The following is a 17,237-nucleotide window of genomic DNA, read 5'->3' as shown; positions in this document are numbered from 1 at the left end:
AAAAGAAAATTATTTTCCCGGTTGGGTAGAAACCTATCCTATTAAATACCTTGAAGCCGAGTATGCCTGTCGGCACTATATTAAAACACAGCCTAAAAAAGCGCGAACCAAACGGTTCGCGCTTTTTTCAGACGGCATCAATTATTTTTTGTCGTCTTTAACTTCTTCAAAGTCAGCATCTACGACATCATCGTCTTTCTTTGCAGAAGCATTGGCTTGTGCACTTTCACCTGCTTGGGCTTCAGCTTGCGCTTGAGCGTAAACCATTTCACCCAGTTTTTGGCTGGCTGCACCCAAAGCTTCAGCTTTGGCATCGATAGCTGCTTTGTCGTCGCCTTTCACGGCTTCTTCGGCTTCTTTCAGCGCGGCTTCGATTTTTTCTTTCTCGGCTGCGTCAAGTTTGTCGCCGTAGTCCGCCAAAGATTTTTTCACGGAGTGAATCAGGGCTTCGGCTTGGTTGCGGGAAGCGACCAATTCAGTCAGTTTTTTATCTTCCTCGGCATTGGCTTCGGCATCTTTTACCATGCGTTCGATTTCTTCTTCGCTCAAACCTGAAGAACCTTGGATGGTGATGTTGGCGGCTTTGCCTGTACCTTTGTCTTTGGCGGAAACGTGCAGGATACCGTTGGCGTCAATGTCGAAGGTTACTTCGATTTGCGGCATGCCGCGCGGTGCAGGTGCGATGTCACCCAAGTTGAATTGACCCAAAGATTTGTTGGCGGAGGCGCGTTCGCGTTCGCCTTGCAGTACGTGGATGGTTACTGCGCTTTGGTTGTCTTCGGCAGTAGAGAACACTTGAGACGCTTTAGTCGGAATAGTCGTGTTCTTTTGAATCAGCTTGGTCATCACGCCGCCCATGGTTTCGATACCCAAGGACAGAGGGGTTACGTCCAGCAGCAATACATCGCTGCGGCCGCCGCTCAATACTTCGCCTTGAATCGCCGCGCCTACGGCAACGGCTTCGTCAGGGTTCACGTCTTTGCGCGGTTCTTTGTCGAAGAAGTCTCTAACGGCTTCTTGTACTTTCGGCATACGGGACTGACCGCCGACCAAAATCACGTCGTCGATGTCGCCGGTGCTCAAGCCGGCATCTTTCAATGCGATTTTGCAAGGTTCGATAGAGCGGGCAATCAGGTCTTCAACCAGGCTCTCGAATTTGGCGCGGGTAATTTTCATTGCCAAGTGTTTCGGACCGGTTGCGTCCATGGTGATGTACGGCAGGTTGATTTCGGTTTGCTGACCGCTGGACAATTCGATTTTGGCTTTCTCGGCAGCTTCTTTCAGGCGTTGCAGAGCCATGACGTCTTGTTTCAAATCAATGCCTTGTTCTTTTTTGAACTCGTCAATGATGTAGTCGATCAAGCGTTGGTCGAAGTCTTCACCGCCCAAGAAGGTGTCGCCGTTGGTTGCCAATACTTCGAATTGTTTGTCGCCGTCGATGTTGGCAATTTCGATGATGGAGATATCGAAAGTACCGCCGCCCAAGTCATATACGGCTACTTTGCGGTCTTTGTTGTCGCCTTTGTCCATACCGAATGCCAAAGCGGCTGCGGTCGGTTCGTTGATGATGCGTTTTACGTCCAAACCGGCGATGCGGCCTGCGTCTTTAGTCGCTTGACGTTGGCTGTCGTTGAAGTAGGCCGGAACGGTAATCACGGCTTCGGTTACTTTTTCGCCCAAGTAAGCTTCGGCGGCTTCTTTCATTTTACGCAGGACTTCTGCGGAAATTTGGGGAGGAGACAGCTCTTTGCCTTGTGCTTTCACCCACGCATCGCCGTTGTTGGCTTTGATGATTTCAAAAGGCATAGATTCGATGTCGCGTTGGACTTCTTTGTCTTCAAATTTGTGACCAATCAAACGTTTGGCGGCGTAAATAGTGTTTTTAGCGTTGGTTACCGCTTGGCGTTTTGCCGGTGCGCCGACGAGGATTTCACCACCGTCCAAATAAGCGATAACGGACGGCGTAGTGCGTGCGCCTTCTGCGTTTTCGATAACTTTGGTTTGACCGTTTTCGGAAATGGCCAAACAAGAGTTGGTTGTACCTAAGTCGATACCGATTACTTTTGCCATGTGGATACTCCTATTTGATTTTGCTTATTTTGAGAAATATGTTGGAACATTTTGTCCCGATGGGCTGTAAATAGGGCGGGCGGCGGGCTGTTTCAAGCCACAGTACGGGTATAAGTATGTAACTTTATGAATATATTGGTTTTATATTTGATTTAATACATTTGGCTCCAATGCATTCCAGTATAATATTTCAAATGGCAGGCAGGTTTATTCATAGACGATGCCGGCGAGCATTTCCTGTTCGTTCAAGTTGCCGTACTCTTTTTCCCAGTCGTGTGAAGACTCGATGATGTCGCATTCTTTGGAAAGGGAGACTTGTTCTGCATCCATATCTTTGGCGTTCAGCATATTGAATTGTTCGCACAGGGATGCGGATAAAGTGATGTCGGGCTGTTTGGCTTCAGAACGGTTTTCTTGGAAGGCAAAGCAGAATGCGGTAAATGCCGCAGTATAGATAAGATATTTGCCGGTTTTCTTCATTTTTTTATCCTTTTTCTGTCAATTCAGGATCAAATCTATGGAAAATCTGAAAAATTATGCGTTAAGTAAGGAAAATCATAACTTAAATTTAGTTTATCATAGTTATTCCGTTTTTTGGATAGCTAAGGTAAAATATATTTTATGTTTACTTTAAATGATTGAATGAAGGGGAGCGGAAAGATATTTATGGAAACCTTTAAAGACAGACTGGTTTTTTTATGGAAAAGCGAAGCGAAGCAGGCAAAAATCGCATCCGATATTGAAATGACGATTGCGGGCTTTAGTAGGATATGGAATGAAGGCGGCCTGCCGAAGTCTGAAACATTGAAAAAAATCAAGCAGTTGAAGGGGTGTAGTATCGATTGGCTGCTGACGGGGGAGGGTGATCCGTTTCCGGATGAAGCCCCAAAAAAATCCCTTGCTTACGATACCTTGGGCAATGAAGTCGATACGGACGAGTTTGTCTTCGTGCCGAGATATGATATTCGGGCGGCTGCGGGATACGGGCAGTTTGTCGATCATGAGGAACCGGTATTTACAATGGCGTTCAGACGGCATTGGATTGAGAATTATGTTACCCGTGATGTGAAAAACCTGTCTGTAATTTCCGTCAAGGGGGATTCGATGGAGGGGGTTTTGAATGACGGGGATTCGATTTTGGTCAACCATAGCGAGAATACGCCGAAGGACGGACTGTATGTGTTGCGGATTAATGAAAACCTGTTGGTCAAACGCCTGCAAATCGTCCCCGGCGGGATTATCAATGTCATTTCCGCCAACGAGGCTTACCCTGCTTTTGAAATCAATTTGAACGACTTGACCGATGATGTGGAGATTATCGGGCGTGTCGAGTGGTTCGGCAGGACGATTTGAGTTTGGGGCTTGAAATTGCAGGCGGTCAAACTTATCTATTGGAACAATTCCTTTTTCAAAGGCGAAGCCTGCTTGCCTTTGAAGGGGGTTTGAGAGAGAATGCAGAAAATACTATATTAAGGAATAACACCATGTCGGATGAAAGCCCCATTATTTTTACTGACAGCTGCTGTGCCAAAGTTGCCGATTTGATTGCCGAAGAAAACAACCCCGATTTGAAATTGCGGGTTTTTGTCAACGGCGGCGGTTGCTCCGGTTTCCAGTACGGATTTACTTTTGACGAAATCAAAAACGACGACGATTTTGAAATTGAGAAAAACGGTTTGGTCTTTTTGGTCGATCCGATGAGCTATCAATATCTGGTCGGTGCGGAAATCGACTATACGGAAAGTTTGCAGGGTTCGCAATTCGTCATCCGCAATCCGAATGCGGAAACGACCTGCGGTTGCGGATCGTCGTTTTCCGTATGACTGCTTGGTTCGTGTGATGCCGTCTGAACGTTCAGACGGCATTTTTACTTTTGGAAAATATATTATCGGGATGAATTCACATATAATCCGATTGTTTGAAGATGAATCGGGTTTCCCGAAAGGAACGGGCGGAACGGTATCAGGCGTATTTGTTCCCTATATGATTGAGATGAGTAAAGATTACCGAAACGATTTGTACGATGTATATGTTTCCTACCCGCCCCAAGTGGATCGCGGGCTTATCCGGGAGTGCCTTAAGGAGAATCTCGGCGAAGAAAAGGCGGAAGGATTGATCGAGTCGCTCGATTCCAAACCGCAAGTGCTGGTTGAGGAAAAATGCACTTGGGCGAAACGGGAAGAGTTGCACGATTATTTCAGCTATTTGGGTTTGGATATTATTACCCGGAGATATATGGAGTTGGAAACGGTTGTGCCTCCAGAGGAAGGGGAGGGCGAAGGAGAAGGCGCGAATGGGGAAATGCCCGAATATCTTGAACTTCACGGCGGGCGGGAAGATGATATTCCCACACCTTCGCAACCCGAACCGCCGCCCCGCAATATCAAACCGCTGGTTTTCGGGTTGCTGATTGCCTTTTGGGGCTATCTGCTCGGTAAGATTTTTTGATTGTCCGATAAATGCTGTATTCGGGATTTTATATATGAAATGGTTGAAACGCCTGACGGTCATTGTCGGGACTCTTTACCGCTATCGGCTGGCAGGTCTGTGTGCTTCGCTGATGGGTAGCGGTTGGATATGCGCTCTGCTGAAAATGATGCCGCAGTCGTCTAAATTGAAAAACGAATTGCCTGCCGTCCGTCTGCGCCTTGCCTTGGAAAGCCTGGGGCCGATTTTCATCAAATTCGGACAGGTTTTGTCCACACGCCCCGATTTGATTCCGCACGATTACGCCGTCGAACTGGCAAAGTTGCAAGACAAAGTGCCGCCTTTTGACGCGCGGCTTTCGCGTGAACAAATCGAAAAATCGCTGGGCCAGCCCATCGAAAAGCTGTATGCGGAATTTGAAACCGAGCCCGTCGCCAGCGCATCCATCGCCCAAGTACACAAAGCCCGCCTGCATTCGGGCGAACGAGTGGCTGTCAAAGTTTTGCGCCCCAACCTTTTGCCCCTTATCGAACAGGACTTGTCGCTGATGCGCTTCGGCGCGGCTTGGGTCGAACGCTTGTTTTCAGACGGCAGGCGTCTGAAGCCGCGCGAAGTGGTGGCGGAGTTCGACAAATACCTGCACGACGAGTTGGATTTGATGCGCGAAGCCGCCAATGCCGGACAGCTCGGACGTAATTTCCAAAACAGCAATATGCTGATTGTGCCCAAGGTGTTTTACGACTACTGCACAAGCGATGTGCTGACAATCGAATGGATGGACGGCACGCCGGTTGCCGACATCGCCAAACTCAAAGCAGACGGCATCGATTTGCACAAACTCGCCGATTACGGCGTAGAAATCTTTTTCACGCAGGTCTTCCGCGACGGTTTTTTCCACGCGGATATGCATCCCGGCAATATTTTGGTTGCCGCCGACAACCGCTACATCGCCCTCGATTTCGGCATCGTCGGCACGCTGACCGATTACGACAAACGTTATCTCGCCATCAATTTCCTCGCCTTTTTCAACCGCGATTACCGGCGCGTCGCCACCGCCCACATCGAATCGGGCTGGGTGCCTGCCGACACGCGTGCGGAAGAATTGGAAGCCGCCGTCCGCGCCGTGTGCGAACCGGTGTTCAACAAACCGATTTCGCAGATTTCCTTCGGCTTGGTGCTGATGCGCCTGTTTGAAGTCAGCCGCCGCTTCAATGTCGAAATCCAGCCGCAGCTGGTATTGCTGCAAAAAACGCTGCTCAACATCGAAGGCTTGGGCCGCCAACTCGATCCCGATTTGGACTTGTGGAAAACCGCCAAACCGTTTTTGGTGAAATGGATGAACGGGCAGGTCGGCCCCAAAGCCCTTTGGCGCAACCTCAAAAACGAAGCCCCCGACTGGGCGCAAATCATTCCTTCATTGCCGCGTAAAATCAGTGCGTTGATTGATGAAAACCGTCAGCAGGAAATGCGTGATGCCTATATTCATTTGGTCAAAGTGCAGCAGCGGCAAAGCCTGTGGCTGGCGGCAATCGCGTTTGTTTTGCTACTGATTCTGCTTTTGAAATAGGCTTTGTTTGAATCATTGCCCGATGCCGTCCGTTTATAAGGAAACCGGTTATTTCCGGTTGTGTGGGAATCGGGTGTATCGAATAAAAGGCATTTTGTCCGACTGACAAGTGCCGGTATCGGCGGCATATCAAGGTGCGGGCTTGAAGCGGGCAATGCCGTCTGGAGCCCGTTTGGCGTTTCAGACGGCATTGGTGCGGATATTCAAATCATAAAGTCGATTTCGGCAAACTGGATATTTTGATCCATATCCGCCGACGGGGTTTTGAGCGATCGCGCCACGGGTTTTGCGGGTACGCCGACAACCGTGATGGACGGCGGCACGTCTGAAACCACGACGCTGCCCGCGCCGATTTTGGCATTGCTGCCGATGCGGATATTGCCCAATATCGAGGCGTTTGCGCCGATCATTACGCCGTCGCCGATTTTGGGGTGGCGGTCGCCGCCTTCTTTGCCCGAACCGCCTAAGGTTACGCCGTGCAAAATCGAAATATTGTTGCCCAACACGGCGGTTTCTCCGGCAACAAAGCCGGTGGCGTGGTCGAGCATCAGCCCGTATCCGAAACGGGCGGCGGGATGGATGTCCACGCCGAATACTTCGGACATACGGTTTTGCAGGAAATACGCCAGCGTTTTGCGCCCGTCGAGATACAGCCGGTGGTTGATGCGGTGTGCCTGAATCGCGTGGAAGCCTTTGAAATATAAAAGCGGCAGCGAATATTCGTCGCAGGCGGGATCGCGTTCGTAGATGGCTTTTAAGTCTGCTTCGACGCATTTGCCGATTTGGGTGTCGCTGCCCAACGCCTGCTGGTAGATTTCAAACAGCGCGCGCACGTCCATAATCGGGCTGCCGAGTTTGCTGGAAAGGTGGTAGGCAAGGACGGAGCCGAGGGACTCGTGGCGCAACACGGTTTGGTGCAAAAAACTTGCCAGCATCGGTTCGGCGGCGGCAGCGGCCGCGGTTTCTTCGCGGATGGTGTGCCAGAGGTCGAAACCGGTTGTGTTCAAATGGTTTTTTTTCATAATGGATGCCGTCTGAAAAGCATAAGGTCGGCGGTATCTTACCGTTTATATGGTTTTTGCGGTAGGGTATTCGGCGGCGGATGTGAAATTTCCTGCCTTTGCTTGAAGTTTCTTGAAAATGTCCTTATCTTGCGTGGGTAATAACCGGATTTTGATTTCCAATTTGTTTTAAGGGATATGATATGAGCGAACAGACACAGCAGCAAAACAGTGAAGAAGCGGTTGAAAATGTGGAGGCGGTGGAAACCGTCGAGACAGTAGGAAATGCGGACGGTGTGCAGGAACAGGCTGCCGCCGAGCCGGCTTATGAGGATTTGCAGGCGCGGATTGCCGAGCTGGAAGCGCAGTTGAAAGACGAGCAGCTGCGTGCTTTGGCAAACGAGCAAAACCTGCGCCGCCGCCATCAGCAGGAAATTGCCGATACGCACAAGTTCGCCGGACAGAAGTTTGCCGTGGAAATGCTGCCGGTCAAGGATTATCTGGAAATGGCGCTTTTGGATCAGAGCGGCAATTTCGATGCGCTGAAAATGGGCGTGCAGATGACTTTGAACGAGTTGCAGAAAGCATTTGATGCCACGCAAATCAAGGAAATCAACCCTAAAGCGGGCGACAAGCTCAATCCGAATATCCATCAGGCGATGCAGGCGGTGGCCAGTGAGCAGGAACCCAATACCGTGGTCGGCGTGATGAAGAAGGGTTATACGCTGTCCGACCGCGTGTTGCGCCCAGCTATGGTTACGGTGGCACAGAAGGAAGCCTGAAGGCGTCTGGGGAATAATCTGATTTATTTCCTGAAGCGCGTTTTGCGTATGAACCGATTGAAGTAAAACGGCAATGCCGTCTGAACCCGCCTGTCGGGCTTCAGACGGCATTTTATAGTGGGTTAACAAAAATCAGGACAAGGCGACGAAGCCGCAGACAGTACAAATAGTACGACAAGGCGAGGCAACGCTGTACTGGTTTAAATTTAATCCACTATATTTCGGCGTTAACGGTCAACCCGTATGCCGCCTGCCTGTTTTTCTTTATCCAGTTTCTTTTGCAGGGTGTCGCAAGGCGTGTCGCAGTCGCACATTTTTTTCATACCCAAGGCGGTAATGCCGCCGCAACTGCCTTTGATGGTGCGTTTGGAGAAAATATAGCCGACCGCCATACCGATGATGACGGTCAGGAAGATGCCGAAGGTGAGGAGCAGGGTTTTCATAGTGTTTCCCAATCGGTGTGTGTTTAACGGAGCAGTTTTTCAAATTCGGAAGACATGGCGGTACGGTAGCCGTCCTTATCCCTGACAATCAGGAAAACGGCGAGTTTTTCTTGTTCTGCCAGCTTTAAGGCTTCGGTTTCGCCTAAAACAAATAATCCTGTGGATAAGCCGTCCGCCGTCATTGCACTGTCTGCGACAACACTGATGGAGGCGAGGTTGTGGCTGATGGGTCGTTTGTTGTTGGGATTGATGATGTGGGAGAGGCGTTTACCGCTTTTATCGACATGGAAAATACGGTAATCGCCGGAAGTGGCAAGCGAACGGTTGTTCAGCGGGACGATGATTTGCGTATTGCCGCCTTGGACGATATTGGGTTGCTCGATGCCGATGCGCCACGGTTCGCCGTGCGCGTTTTTGCCTTTGCCGTGCAACTCGCCGCCGATTTCGACCAGATAATTTTGAATGCCGTATTTTTCCAGTTCGCCCGCAACTTTATCGACACCGAAGCCTTTGGCAATCGAAGATAAATCCAAATAGGCCTTGGGGTGGGTTTTGCTCAAGGAGGCGGAATCTTTGTCTTGTTGCAAAATGATTTTGTCTATGCCCGTATAAGATGCTGCTTGTTTGATTTGTTCCGGTGTCGGTTCCCGGGTAACGGATTTGTCGGGACCGAATCCCCAAAGGTTAACTAAAGGGCCGACGGTTACGTCCAGTGCGCCGTGCGTCAGGCGGTTCAGGCGGATGGCTTCGGCGGTAACGTGTGCGAAGTCGCTTGAAATGCGGAGGGGTTTGTCGGCTGTGTATTGGTTGAACCGGCTGATTTCGGAATCAGGCTGATAGGTGGACATTTGCCGATTAACTTCTTTAAGCGCGTCATCAATGCGCTTTTGTATTTCGGTAGGGGAGGGGAGTTTATCGTGGTCGTCTGAAAGATATTTGACGGTATAGGTCGTGCCCATGGTCTCGCCTTGCAGGGTAACGGTTTGCACGGTTTGTTCCGAACAGGCGTTCAGGAAGATAAAACTCAGGGCAAATATCAAGGCGCGGATAAAGTTCGGCAGGCGTGTTTCAGACGGCATAGTGTTTGATGGTTTGGGCAAATGGCTTGAATTATATCTCAAAACGGCCGGTATGTTTCTATGCCGATGCCGTCTGAAGGGTGTTCAGACGGCATTAGCATAGAAAAAGGAAGAAACCGAAGTTTCTTCCTTTTGTATTTGAAGCCGAATACTCAACCGCCGAAATCGTCCAAGAGGATGTTTTCGTCTTCCACGCCTAAGTCTTTGAGCATTTTGATGACGGACTGGTTCATGATCGGCGGACCGCACATATAAAATTCGCAGTCTTCCGGTGCTTCGTGGTTTTTCAGGTGGTTTTCGTAAACCACGTTGTGGATGAAGCCTGTGTAGCCGTCCCAGTTGTCTTCCGGCAACGGGTCGGACAAGGCGACGTGCCATGTGAAGTTCGGGAATTCTGCTGCGAGTTGGTCGAAGTCTTCAACATAGAACATTTCGCGTTTGGAACGTGCGCCGTACCAGAAGGTGATTTTGCGTTTGGAGTTCAAACGTTTCAGCTGGTCGAAAATGTGGGAACGCATCGGAGCCATACCCGCACCACCGCCGATAAATACCATTTCGGCATCGGTGTCTTTGGCAAAGAACTCACCGAACGGACCGGAAATTGTTACTTTATCACCGGGTTTCAGCGACCAGATGTAAGAAGACATTTGTCCAGGAGGCGCATCAGGTACGCGCGGGGGCGGCGTGGCGATACGCACGTTCAGCATAATGATGCCTTTTTCTTCAGGGTATGAAGCCATGGAGTAGGCACGCAAAATCGGCTCGTCCACTTTGGAAACGTATTGCCACAGATTGTATTTGTCCCAGTCTTCGTGATATTCCTTGGGAATGTCGAAGTCTTTGTAGGCAACGGTGTGCGGCGGGGCTTCGATTTGGATGTAGCCGCCGGCGCGGAAGGGAACTTCTTCGCCTTCGGGAATGGTAAGCTTGAGTTCTTTAATGAACGTTGCTTTGTTGTCGTTGGAAATGACGGTGCATTCCCATTTTTTCACGCCGAACACTTCTTCCGGTACTTCGATGTCCATGTCGGTTTTGACGTTGACCTGACAAGACAGACGGCAGCCTTCGCGCGCTTCGCGTTTGCTGATGTGGGACAACTCGGTCGGCAGAATGTCGCCGCCGCCGCTTTTCACGACAACGCGGCATTGTCCGCACGAACCGCCGCCACCGCAGGCGGAGGGAACAAAGATGCCTTGGCTGGCAAGCGCGCCCAAGAGTTTGCCGCCGGCGGGCATAGTCAGTTCTTTTTCATCATTGACTTTGATGGTGATGTCGCCTTCGCTCACCAACTTGGATTTGGCAAACAGAATCATCAGTGCCAAAGCTAAGACGATGACGGTAAACATCACAATACCTAAAATAATCTCCATACCGGTCCCTTTCTTATAACTGGATGCCGGAGAACGACATAAACGCCATCGCCATCAGGCCAGCGGCGATAAAGGTAATGCCCAAGCCTTTGAGGCCTTTGGGAGCGTCCGAATATTTCATTTTTTCGGTAATGCCCGCCAAAGCGACAATCGCCAACATCCAGCCCAAGCCCGCGCCGAAGCCGTACACGACGGATTCGCCGAAGTTGTATTCGCGCTGCGCCATAAACGATACGGCACCGAAAATCGCGCAGTTCACGGTAATCAGCGGCAGGTAGATGCCCAGCGCGTTATAGAGGGCGGGGACGAATTTGTCCAAGAACATTTCCAAAATCTGCACCAAAGCGGCAATCACGCCGATGAAGGTGATGAATTTCAAAAAGGTCAAATCCACGCCTTCGACAATCGCGCCGTCTTTGAGCAGCGAGTAAACGAGTTGGTTGGCAGGGACGGACAGCCCGAGTACGAAAATTACCGCCACACCCAAACCGAATGCGGTGGATACTTTTTTGGATACCGCCAAAAACGTGCACATACCCAAAAAGAAGGATAACGCCATATTTTCAATGAAGACGGATTTGATGAAGAGGCTCAAATAGTGTTCCATAGCTTATTCCTCCACCTGTTCGGGTTTCCAGGTACGCAGTCCCCAAATCAAAAAGCCGATGATGAAGAACGCGCTGGGGGCGAGCAGGAACAAGCCGTTGGTCTGATACCAGCCGCCGTCCTGTACGGTTTGGAAAACGGTGTAGCCCAAGAGCTTGCCTGAACCGATCAGTTCGCGGACGGTGGCGACGACAAGCAGCATCATCCCGTAGCCCGCGCCGTTGCCGATGCCGTCGATCAGGCTTTCCAGCGGCGGCTCTTTCATCGCAAAGGCTTCGGCACGGCCCATCACGATGCAGTTGGTAATAATCAGACCGACGAATACGGAAAGCTGTTTGGACAATTCGTAGGCAAATGCCTGAAGCAGTTGGTCAACCAGCGTAACCAGCGACGCGATAATCGCCATTTGCACGATGATGCGGATGCTGTTGGGGATGTAGTTGCGTACCAGCGAAATGAAGAAGCTGGAAAAACCGGTTACCAAACTGACGGAAATACCCATTACGATGGCCGTCTGAAGTTTGGTGGTAACCGCCAAAGCCGAACAAATACCCAAAACCTGCAAGGCAATCGGGTTGTTGTCGATAAAGGGTGAAAACATTAAGTGTTTCAAGCGTTTCATATCAGCCATTATTGCGCTCCTGCTGATTTCAATTTGTTCAGGTAGGGGATATAGCCGTTTTCGCCGAACCAGTAGGCGAACGAACCTTGCACGCCTTTGGAAGTCAGCGACGCGCCGGAGAGGGCATCTACGCCGTGTTCTTTGTCCGAACCCGCGCCTTTGCCGACGTGCAGGGCGAGTTTGCCTTGTCCGTCAAACAGTTTTTTGCCGACGAATTTTTGCTGCCACAACGGATTGCCGATTTCGCCGCCCAAGCCTGGGGTTTCACCTTGCTCGTAGTAGGTAATGCCGTTGATGGTGTTGCCGTCGGGCTGGATGGCGACAAAGCCGTACATGACCGACCACAAACCGTTGCCGTGCATCGGTAGGATGATTTGCCCGATTTTGCCGTCTTCGCCTTTAACCAAATAAACCTCGGTGTATTTGGCACGGCTTTTGATGCCTGCCAAATCGTCTTCGGGTTTGATGCGGATGCTTTGCGCAGGGTCTTTGGCGGCAACGCGCGCGCTGAAGTCTTTTGGCGCGTCTTTCACATATTCGCCAGTCGCCAAATCGACCACACGTTGCTCGATACGCTCGGCAAAGGTTTTGCCGATGTCGGTGTTTTTATCCATCAAACCGGCCACGCTCAAAATATAGCCTTGTTTGTCTTGGAGTTTTTGTTTTTCTTGGATGGGTTTCAAGCCGACGACCGCACCGGCAACGATGACCGAGCAAATCAGGCTGACCGCCAACACGACAATCAGCGTGCCGCTGAAGCTGTCTTTATCGAATTTCTTAGCCATTGCTGCGCGCCTTTCTGCGTTTGATGTTCGCTTGTGCGACGAAATAGTCGAAAATCGGGGCAAACAGGTTGGCAAACAGGATCGCCAACATCATGCCTTCGGGGTAAGCAGGGTTGACCACGCGGATTAACACGCACATCACACCAATCAGCGCGCCGTACCACCATTTGCCGACATTGGTAAAGGAAGCGGAAACAGGGTCGGTCGCCATAAACAGCATACCGATGGCAAAGCCGCCGACGACCAGATGCCAATACCAAGGCATGCTGAACATCGGGTTGGTGTCCGAACCGATGAAGTTAAACAGCGAAGACATGGCAATCATACCGATCATCACGCCGGCAATAATGCGCCAAGAAGCGATGCGGGCAAACACGATAAACGCGCCGCCGATTAAAAGCGCCAAAGTGGATACTTCGCCGATAGAGCCGGGCAGATTACCGATAAACGCATCCATCCAAGTGATGGTTTGACCGGTAACGGCATTTTGCAGGCCGTCTGCACCGTGTGCCGCCCATTGAGCGAGCGCGGTTGCGCCGGAATAGCCGTCAACCGCCGTCCAAACGGTGTCGCCGGTAATATTGGCAGGGTAGGCGAAGAACAAGAAGGCACGGCCTGCCAGCGCAGGGTTCATAAAGTTTTTACCCGTACCGCCGAACACTTCTTTCGCAACCACCACGCCGAAGGTAATACCCAAGGCGGCCTGCCACAGCGGCAGCGTAGGCGGAACGATTAAGGCAAACAGAATCGAAGTCACGAAGAAACCTTCGTTGATTTCGTGTTTGCGCACGGTGGCGAACAAGACTTCCCAGAAACCGCCGACGATAAATACGGTCGCGTAAATCGGCAGGAAGTAAATCGCGCCGAACAGCATTTTGCCCAGCACGCCCGCTTCAGACGACATATTGATGCCCAAAGCGTTGGCAAGGGCGTAATGCCAGTCGTTGGCGATGTTTTGTTGCAACAAATCGGGCGTTAACGCACCGAATGCCTGTATGCCGACGTTGTACATACCGTAGAACATGGCAGGGAACAAAGCCAGCCACACCAAAATCATCATGCGCTTGGAGTCGAGCGCGTCGCGGACGTGTGCCGCTTTGCGCGTTACCGCGCCGGATGTATAGAAAATCGTCGCCGCAGCTTCGTAGAGGGCATACCATTTTTCATGTTTGCCGCCCGGCAGGAAGTGCGGTTCGATTTTTTCAAGAAAATGTTTCAAGCCCATAATCAGCCTTCCTTCTCAATGGTTTCCAGCACCTTGCGCAACAGCGGGCCGTATTCGTATTTGCCCGGGCAGACGAAGCTGCACAAAGCGAGGTCTTCTTCGTCCAATTCCAAGCAACCCAAAGCCTGCGCGCTGTCGGTATCGCCGACGATTAAATCGCGCAAAAGCAGAGTGGGCAGGATGTCCAGCGGCATCACACGCTCGTAAGTGCCGATGGGGACCATGGCGCGGTCGCCGCCGTTGACGGCTGTCGTGAACTTGAAGAGTTTGTTTTTCAGGAAATGGCCGAGGGTCGTCCGCGTGATGGAGTATTTGTCCGGCTGCGGCGCAACCCAGCCGAACAGCTCTTTGCTGCGGCCTTCTTCGATAACGGAAATCTGATTGTGGTAGCGGCCGAGGTAATCGTGCGCGCCTTGTGCAATCGCGCCGTTCAATACTGAGCCGGAAATCACGCGGTTGTCTGCATCAACCAATTCGCCGGCGGTAATTTGCGACACCTTCGCACCCAAAACGGTACGCAAGAGGCGCGGTTTGTTGACTTGCGGGCCGCCCAAGGCAATCACGCGTTCGGTGTTCAGACGGCCTGTTACGAACAAACGCCCGATGGCAATCACGTCTTGATAATTGATGGTCCAAACGGTTTTATTCGCGCCGACTGGCTCGATGAAATGAATGTGCGTACCGCTCAAACCGGCAGGATGCGGGCCACCGAATTCGTGTGTTTCAATGTTGGCAGCGTTTTCAGACGGCACGTCCGCACCGGCTGCTTTACACACATGGATTTTACGTTCGGTCAGGCGGCTCAATACCAACAGGCCGTGTTTGAAGTCTTCGGCGGCTTCTTTGATGATAACCGTAGGATCGGCGGCCAGCGGATTGGTGTCCATCGCATTGACGAAAACGGCGAACGGCTCGGCATCGACGGCAGGGATTTTGCTGAACGGACGGGTGCGCAGCGCAGTCCACAAACCGGATTGAATCAGATTGCGGCGCACTTCTTCGCTGCTCAATTTTGCCAACGCATCGGGCGCGTAGCGTTCGAACTCGATTTCGTCGTTGCCTTCAACGGCAATTACGACTGACTGAAGTACGCGCTTTTCACCACGATGGATGGCGGCGATTTTGCCTGAAGTCGGCGTGGTAAACACCACGCCCGGATTTTTCTTGTCTTCAAATAGCACTTGGCCTTTTTTGACGGCTTCGCCTTCCTTGACTTTCATCGAGGGGCGCATACCGGCATATTCTTCGCCAAGCAACGCGACTTCGGTAATGGCCGGCCCGTCATAAATGACTTGCTCCGGTCTGCCCGCGATGGGCAGGTTTAGACCTTTTTTGATTTTAATCATAGATTTGCATTACTTGTGATGAGTTAAACAGAATAAAATGTTCCAACTTTTCAGACGACGTTTGAAATGGCAAAGCATGGGGAAGGTCGTCTGAAAGTAAAGCCTTACTTACGGAAAACAACAATTAAATGAAAACTGTAAAACATTTGATTTTAGCAGGAACAGTCCGCCTTATGTCAGATTTACGAAGATTTTTTCCAGCTTCCTGCCCTGAATCCCACGCAAAGCAGCCCTCCAATAAAATTACAAGATATTGATGCCCCAAATTAATCCCTGGCAGAATGCAAAAAGGTCGCCTGAAAACCGAATCAATAAGAATCAGGTTCTCAGACGACCTTTTGAAGTTTAGGAATCAGAACAACTGCCAAACGAAGAAAATCAGCGTGTGCAGTATAAACAGCGGAATCAACACCCCCACCGACCACATCATATAACCGAAGAAAGTCGGCATCGGGATACCGCGCTGCTCGGCAATCGCTTTAACCATGAAGTTTGGCGCATTACCGATATAAGTGAGCGCACCCATAAACACCGAACCCATGGATATGGCCAACAGCGAATGGAACAGATGCCCCGTCATCAGAGCCTGAGCATCGCCGCCCGCCATATTGAAGAACACCAAATAAGTCGGAGCATTATCCAAAAATGCGGACAACAAACCGCTCATCCAGAAATACATCGTATTAATCGGATTGCCCGAAGCATCATGCACCAATGATACCACCGAACCCAGCGCACCCGCTTCGCCCGCCTTCAAAATCGCCAAAACAGGGGAAATCGTAATGAAAATACCCAAAAACAGTTTGCCCACTTCGGCAATCGGGTCGAAATTGAATTCATTGCCCGCCCTGACCTGTTTGGGCGTAATCAGCAACGAAACAACGGTCAGCACCAGCAAAATTACATCACGCACCAAGTTTTGCAACGCATAGTGGCTGCCTAAAATCTCAAACCCCGGATGATCGGGCTTCCACAAGCCGGACAGCAAAACCGCACCGACCACGCCCGCCAGCAGCAGAAAATTCCATTTGCCGGCAATACGCAAATCTTCATCGGCCTCCTCTTCCTGCCGAATCTGTTCCACATTGGCTTCACGCGCGTGATAACGGCTGTCGATAATATAAAACACCAGCAACAGCACCACCGTACTGATCAATACGGGCATCAACATGTGTTTCACCGTCCACATGAAATCCACGCCCTTCAAGAAGCCCAAAAACAGCGGAGGATCGCCCAACGGCGTCAGGCCGCCGCCGATATTTGCCACCAAAAAAATAAAGAATATAACGACATGCACCTTATTCTTGCGGTAATGGTTTGCCTTAAGCAGCGGACGAATCATCAGCATTGCCGCACCGGTCGTCCCCATAAAGGAAGCCATCACCGTCCCCGCTGCCAGCAGCCCGGTATTCAGCGCAGGCGTACCATTGAGCTTACCCCAAACCAAAATCCCGCCCGAAATCGTATATAAAGCCAAAAGCAGAAGGATAAACGGGATATATTCCTCAACCAGCGCATGGGCAACCGTATGCACACCGGCGGACGCGCCAAAAACCAAACTGAACGGGATGAGGAAGAGCAATGTCCAAACGGCAGTGATTTTGCCGTAATGGTGATGCCAGGTATGCGAAAAAAACAAGGGACCCAATGCGATAGACAGCAAAATCAGGGCAAAGGGCAGACCCCACAGCAGGTTTAGGTTTGCGCCGTCCAAATCTGCGGCGTAAACCGATGCCGGGAAAAGCATTAGTGAAAACAGGGGTAGGTGGCGCATCGTGTTTCCTCGATTCAAGCACTGCCTTGCGCGGCGCGCGGGAGTGATACAGGCTTCGTGCCGCCCGGACATAGGCGGACTGTGCTGCCTGTTTGTTTTTGAAAAAAGTTTTCCGATTGATTGTAAAGTAAATAATCAGG

17 protein-coding genes are annotated in these 17,237 nt (G+C 50.9%); 5 read left to right on the top strand and 12 right to left on the bottom strand.

Annotation, left to right across the window (positions count from 1 at the left end):
- Positions 1 to 141 precede the first annotated feature (141 nt).
- Both dnaK and Q9I99_RS04825 read right to left on the bottom strand, forming a co-directional pair.
- Entirely contained in the window at positions 142 to 2,070 is a 1,929-nt protein-coding gene (gene dnaK / locus Q9I99_RS04830) for a molecular chaperone DnaK (protein WP_301667046.1), read from the bottom strand.
- Positions 2,071 to 2,277: 207 nt separating this feature from the next.
- A complete protein-coding gene (locus Q9I99_RS04825; protein ID WP_003709535.1) occupies positions 2,278 to 2,550 on the bottom strand; it encodes a hypothetical protein in 273 nt (90 codons plus the stop codon).
- Positions 2,551 to 2,736: 186 nt separating this feature from the next.
- On the opposite strand from Q9I99_RS04825, the gene Q9I99_RS04820 reads away from it, so the two are divergent.
- The 4 genes from Q9I99_RS04820 to ubiB all read left to right on the top strand — a co-directional run bounded on the left by Q9I99_RS04820 (position 2,737) and on the right by ubiB (position 6,064).
- Complete coding sequence (locus Q9I99_RS04820; RefSeq protein WP_301667045.1) at positions 2,737 to 3,423, top strand: S24 family peptidase; 687 nt, start codon at positions 2,737 to 2,739, stop codon at positions 3,421 to 3,423.
- A gap of 131 nt (positions 3,424 to 3,554) precedes the next feature.
- Positions 3,555 to 3,893: an iron-sulfur cluster insertion protein ErpA gene (gene erpA / locus Q9I99_RS04815; protein WP_002219692.1), complete on the top strand. Its 339-nt coding sequence runs from the start codon at positions 3,555 to 3,557 to the stop codon at positions 3,891 to 3,893.
- 160 nt (positions 3,894 to 4,053) lie between these two features.
- Complete coding sequence (locus tag Q9I99_RS04810; RefSeq protein WP_301667116.1) at positions 4,054 to 4,518, top strand: peptidase; 465 nt, start codon at positions 4,054 to 4,056, stop codon at positions 4,516 to 4,518.
- Between the two features lie 34 nt (positions 4,519 to 4,552).
- On the top strand, positions 4,553 to 6,064 hold the full coding sequence (gene ubiB / locus Q9I99_RS04805; protein ID WP_301667038.1) for a ubiquinone biosynthesis regulatory protein kinase UbiB: 1,512 nt from the start codon (positions 4,553 to 4,555) through the stop codon (positions 6,062 to 6,064).
- 203 nt (positions 6,065 to 6,267) lie between these two features.
- Here the strand turns inward: ubiB and cysE are convergent, their stop codons facing one another.
- Positions 6,268 to 7,086 carry a serine O-acetyltransferase gene (cysE, locus tag Q9I99_RS04800; protein ID WP_025457874.1) on the bottom strand — a complete coding sequence of 273 codons (819 nt, stop codon included), beginning with the start codon at positions 7,084 to 7,086 and terminating at the stop codon, positions 6,268 to 6,270.
- A gap of 182 nt (positions 7,087 to 7,268) precedes the next feature.
- Between cysE and grpE the strand changes: the two genes are divergently transcribed.
- Positions 7,269 to 7,847 (top strand): nucleotide exchange factor GrpE, encoded by a 579-nt coding sequence (grpE, locus tag Q9I99_RS04795; protein WP_025457875.1) that lies wholly within the window; start codon positions 7,269 to 7,271, stop codon positions 7,845 to 7,847.
- A gap of 227 nt (positions 7,848 to 8,074) precedes the next feature.
- On the opposite strand, the gene nqrM is transcribed toward grpE, so the two are convergent.
- From nqrM to Q9I99_RS04745, 9 genes are all read right to left on the bottom strand, one after another.
- Positions 8,075 to 8,290 carry a (Na+)-NQR maturation NqrM gene (gene nqrM, locus Q9I99_RS04785; RefSeq protein WP_025457876.1) on the bottom strand — a complete coding sequence of 72 codons (216 nt, stop codon included), beginning with the start codon at positions 8,288 to 8,290 and terminating at the stop codon, positions 8,075 to 8,077.
- A 23-nt stretch (positions 8,291 to 8,313) separates the two neighbouring features.
- Positions 8,314 to 9,369, bottom strand: coding sequence for an FAD:protein FMN transferase (locus Q9I99_RS04780; protein ID WP_301667037.1), 1,056 nt, complete (start codon positions 9,367 to 9,369; stop codon positions 8,314 to 8,316).
- Positions 9,370 to 9,521: 152 nt separating this feature from the next.
- Complete coding sequence (gene nqrF / locus Q9I99_RS04775; RefSeq protein ID WP_301667036.1) at positions 9,522 to 10,739, bottom strand: NADH:ubiquinone reductase (Na(+)-transporting) subunit F; 1,218 nt, start codon at positions 10,737 to 10,739, stop codon at positions 9,522 to 9,524.
- A gap of 13 nt (positions 10,740 to 10,752) precedes the next feature.
- Entirely contained in the window at positions 10,753 to 11,346 is a 594-nt protein-coding gene (gene nqrE, locus Q9I99_RS04770) for an NADH:ubiquinone reductase (Na(+)-transporting) subunit E (protein WP_002223986.1), read from the bottom strand.
- A 3-nt stretch (positions 11,347 to 11,349) separates the two neighbouring features.
- Positions 11,350 to 11,976: an NADH:ubiquinone reductase (Na(+)-transporting) subunit D gene (locus tag Q9I99_RS04765; RefSeq protein WP_301667033.1), complete on the bottom strand. Its 627-nt coding sequence runs from the start codon at positions 11,974 to 11,976 to the stop codon at positions 11,350 to 11,352.
- Positions 11,976 to 12,752 (bottom strand): Na(+)-translocating NADH-quinone reductase subunit C, encoded by a 777-nt coding sequence (locus Q9I99_RS04760; protein ID WP_301667032.1) that lies wholly within the window; start codon positions 12,750 to 12,752, stop codon positions 11,976 to 11,978. The genes Q9I99_RS04765 and Q9I99_RS04760 overlap by 1 nt, the downstream gene beginning before the upstream one ends.
- Positions 12,745 to 13,977, bottom strand: a complete 1,233-nt coding sequence (locus tag Q9I99_RS04755; protein WP_301667031.1) for an NADH:ubiquinone reductase (Na(+)-transporting) subunit B — start codon at positions 13,975 to 13,977, stop codon at positions 12,745 to 12,747. The genes Q9I99_RS04760 and Q9I99_RS04755 overlap by 8 nt, the downstream gene beginning before the upstream one ends.
- Positions 13,978 to 13,979: 2 nt before the next feature.
- Positions 13,980 to 15,323 carry a Na(+)-translocating NADH-quinone reductase subunit A gene (locus tag Q9I99_RS04750; RefSeq protein WP_301667030.1) on the bottom strand — a complete coding sequence of 448 codons (1,344 nt, stop codon included), beginning with the start codon at positions 15,321 to 15,323 and terminating at the stop codon, positions 13,980 to 13,982.
- Positions 15,324 to 15,675: 352 nt separating this feature from the next.
- Entirely contained in the window at positions 15,676 to 17,097 is a 1,422-nt protein-coding gene (locus tag Q9I99_RS04745) for a sodium:proton antiporter (protein ID WP_301667029.1), read from the bottom strand.
- Positions 17,098 to 17,237 lie beyond the last annotated feature (140 nt).

The organism is Neisseria basseii (assembly GCF_962707005.1).
Lineage (GTDB): Bacteria > Pseudomonadota > Gammaproteobacteria > Burkholderiales > Neisseriaceae > Neisseria > Neisseria bergeri.
Note: the sequence above shows the minus strand (reverse complement) of the source record. Positions and strands in the feature narration are given on the sequence as shown.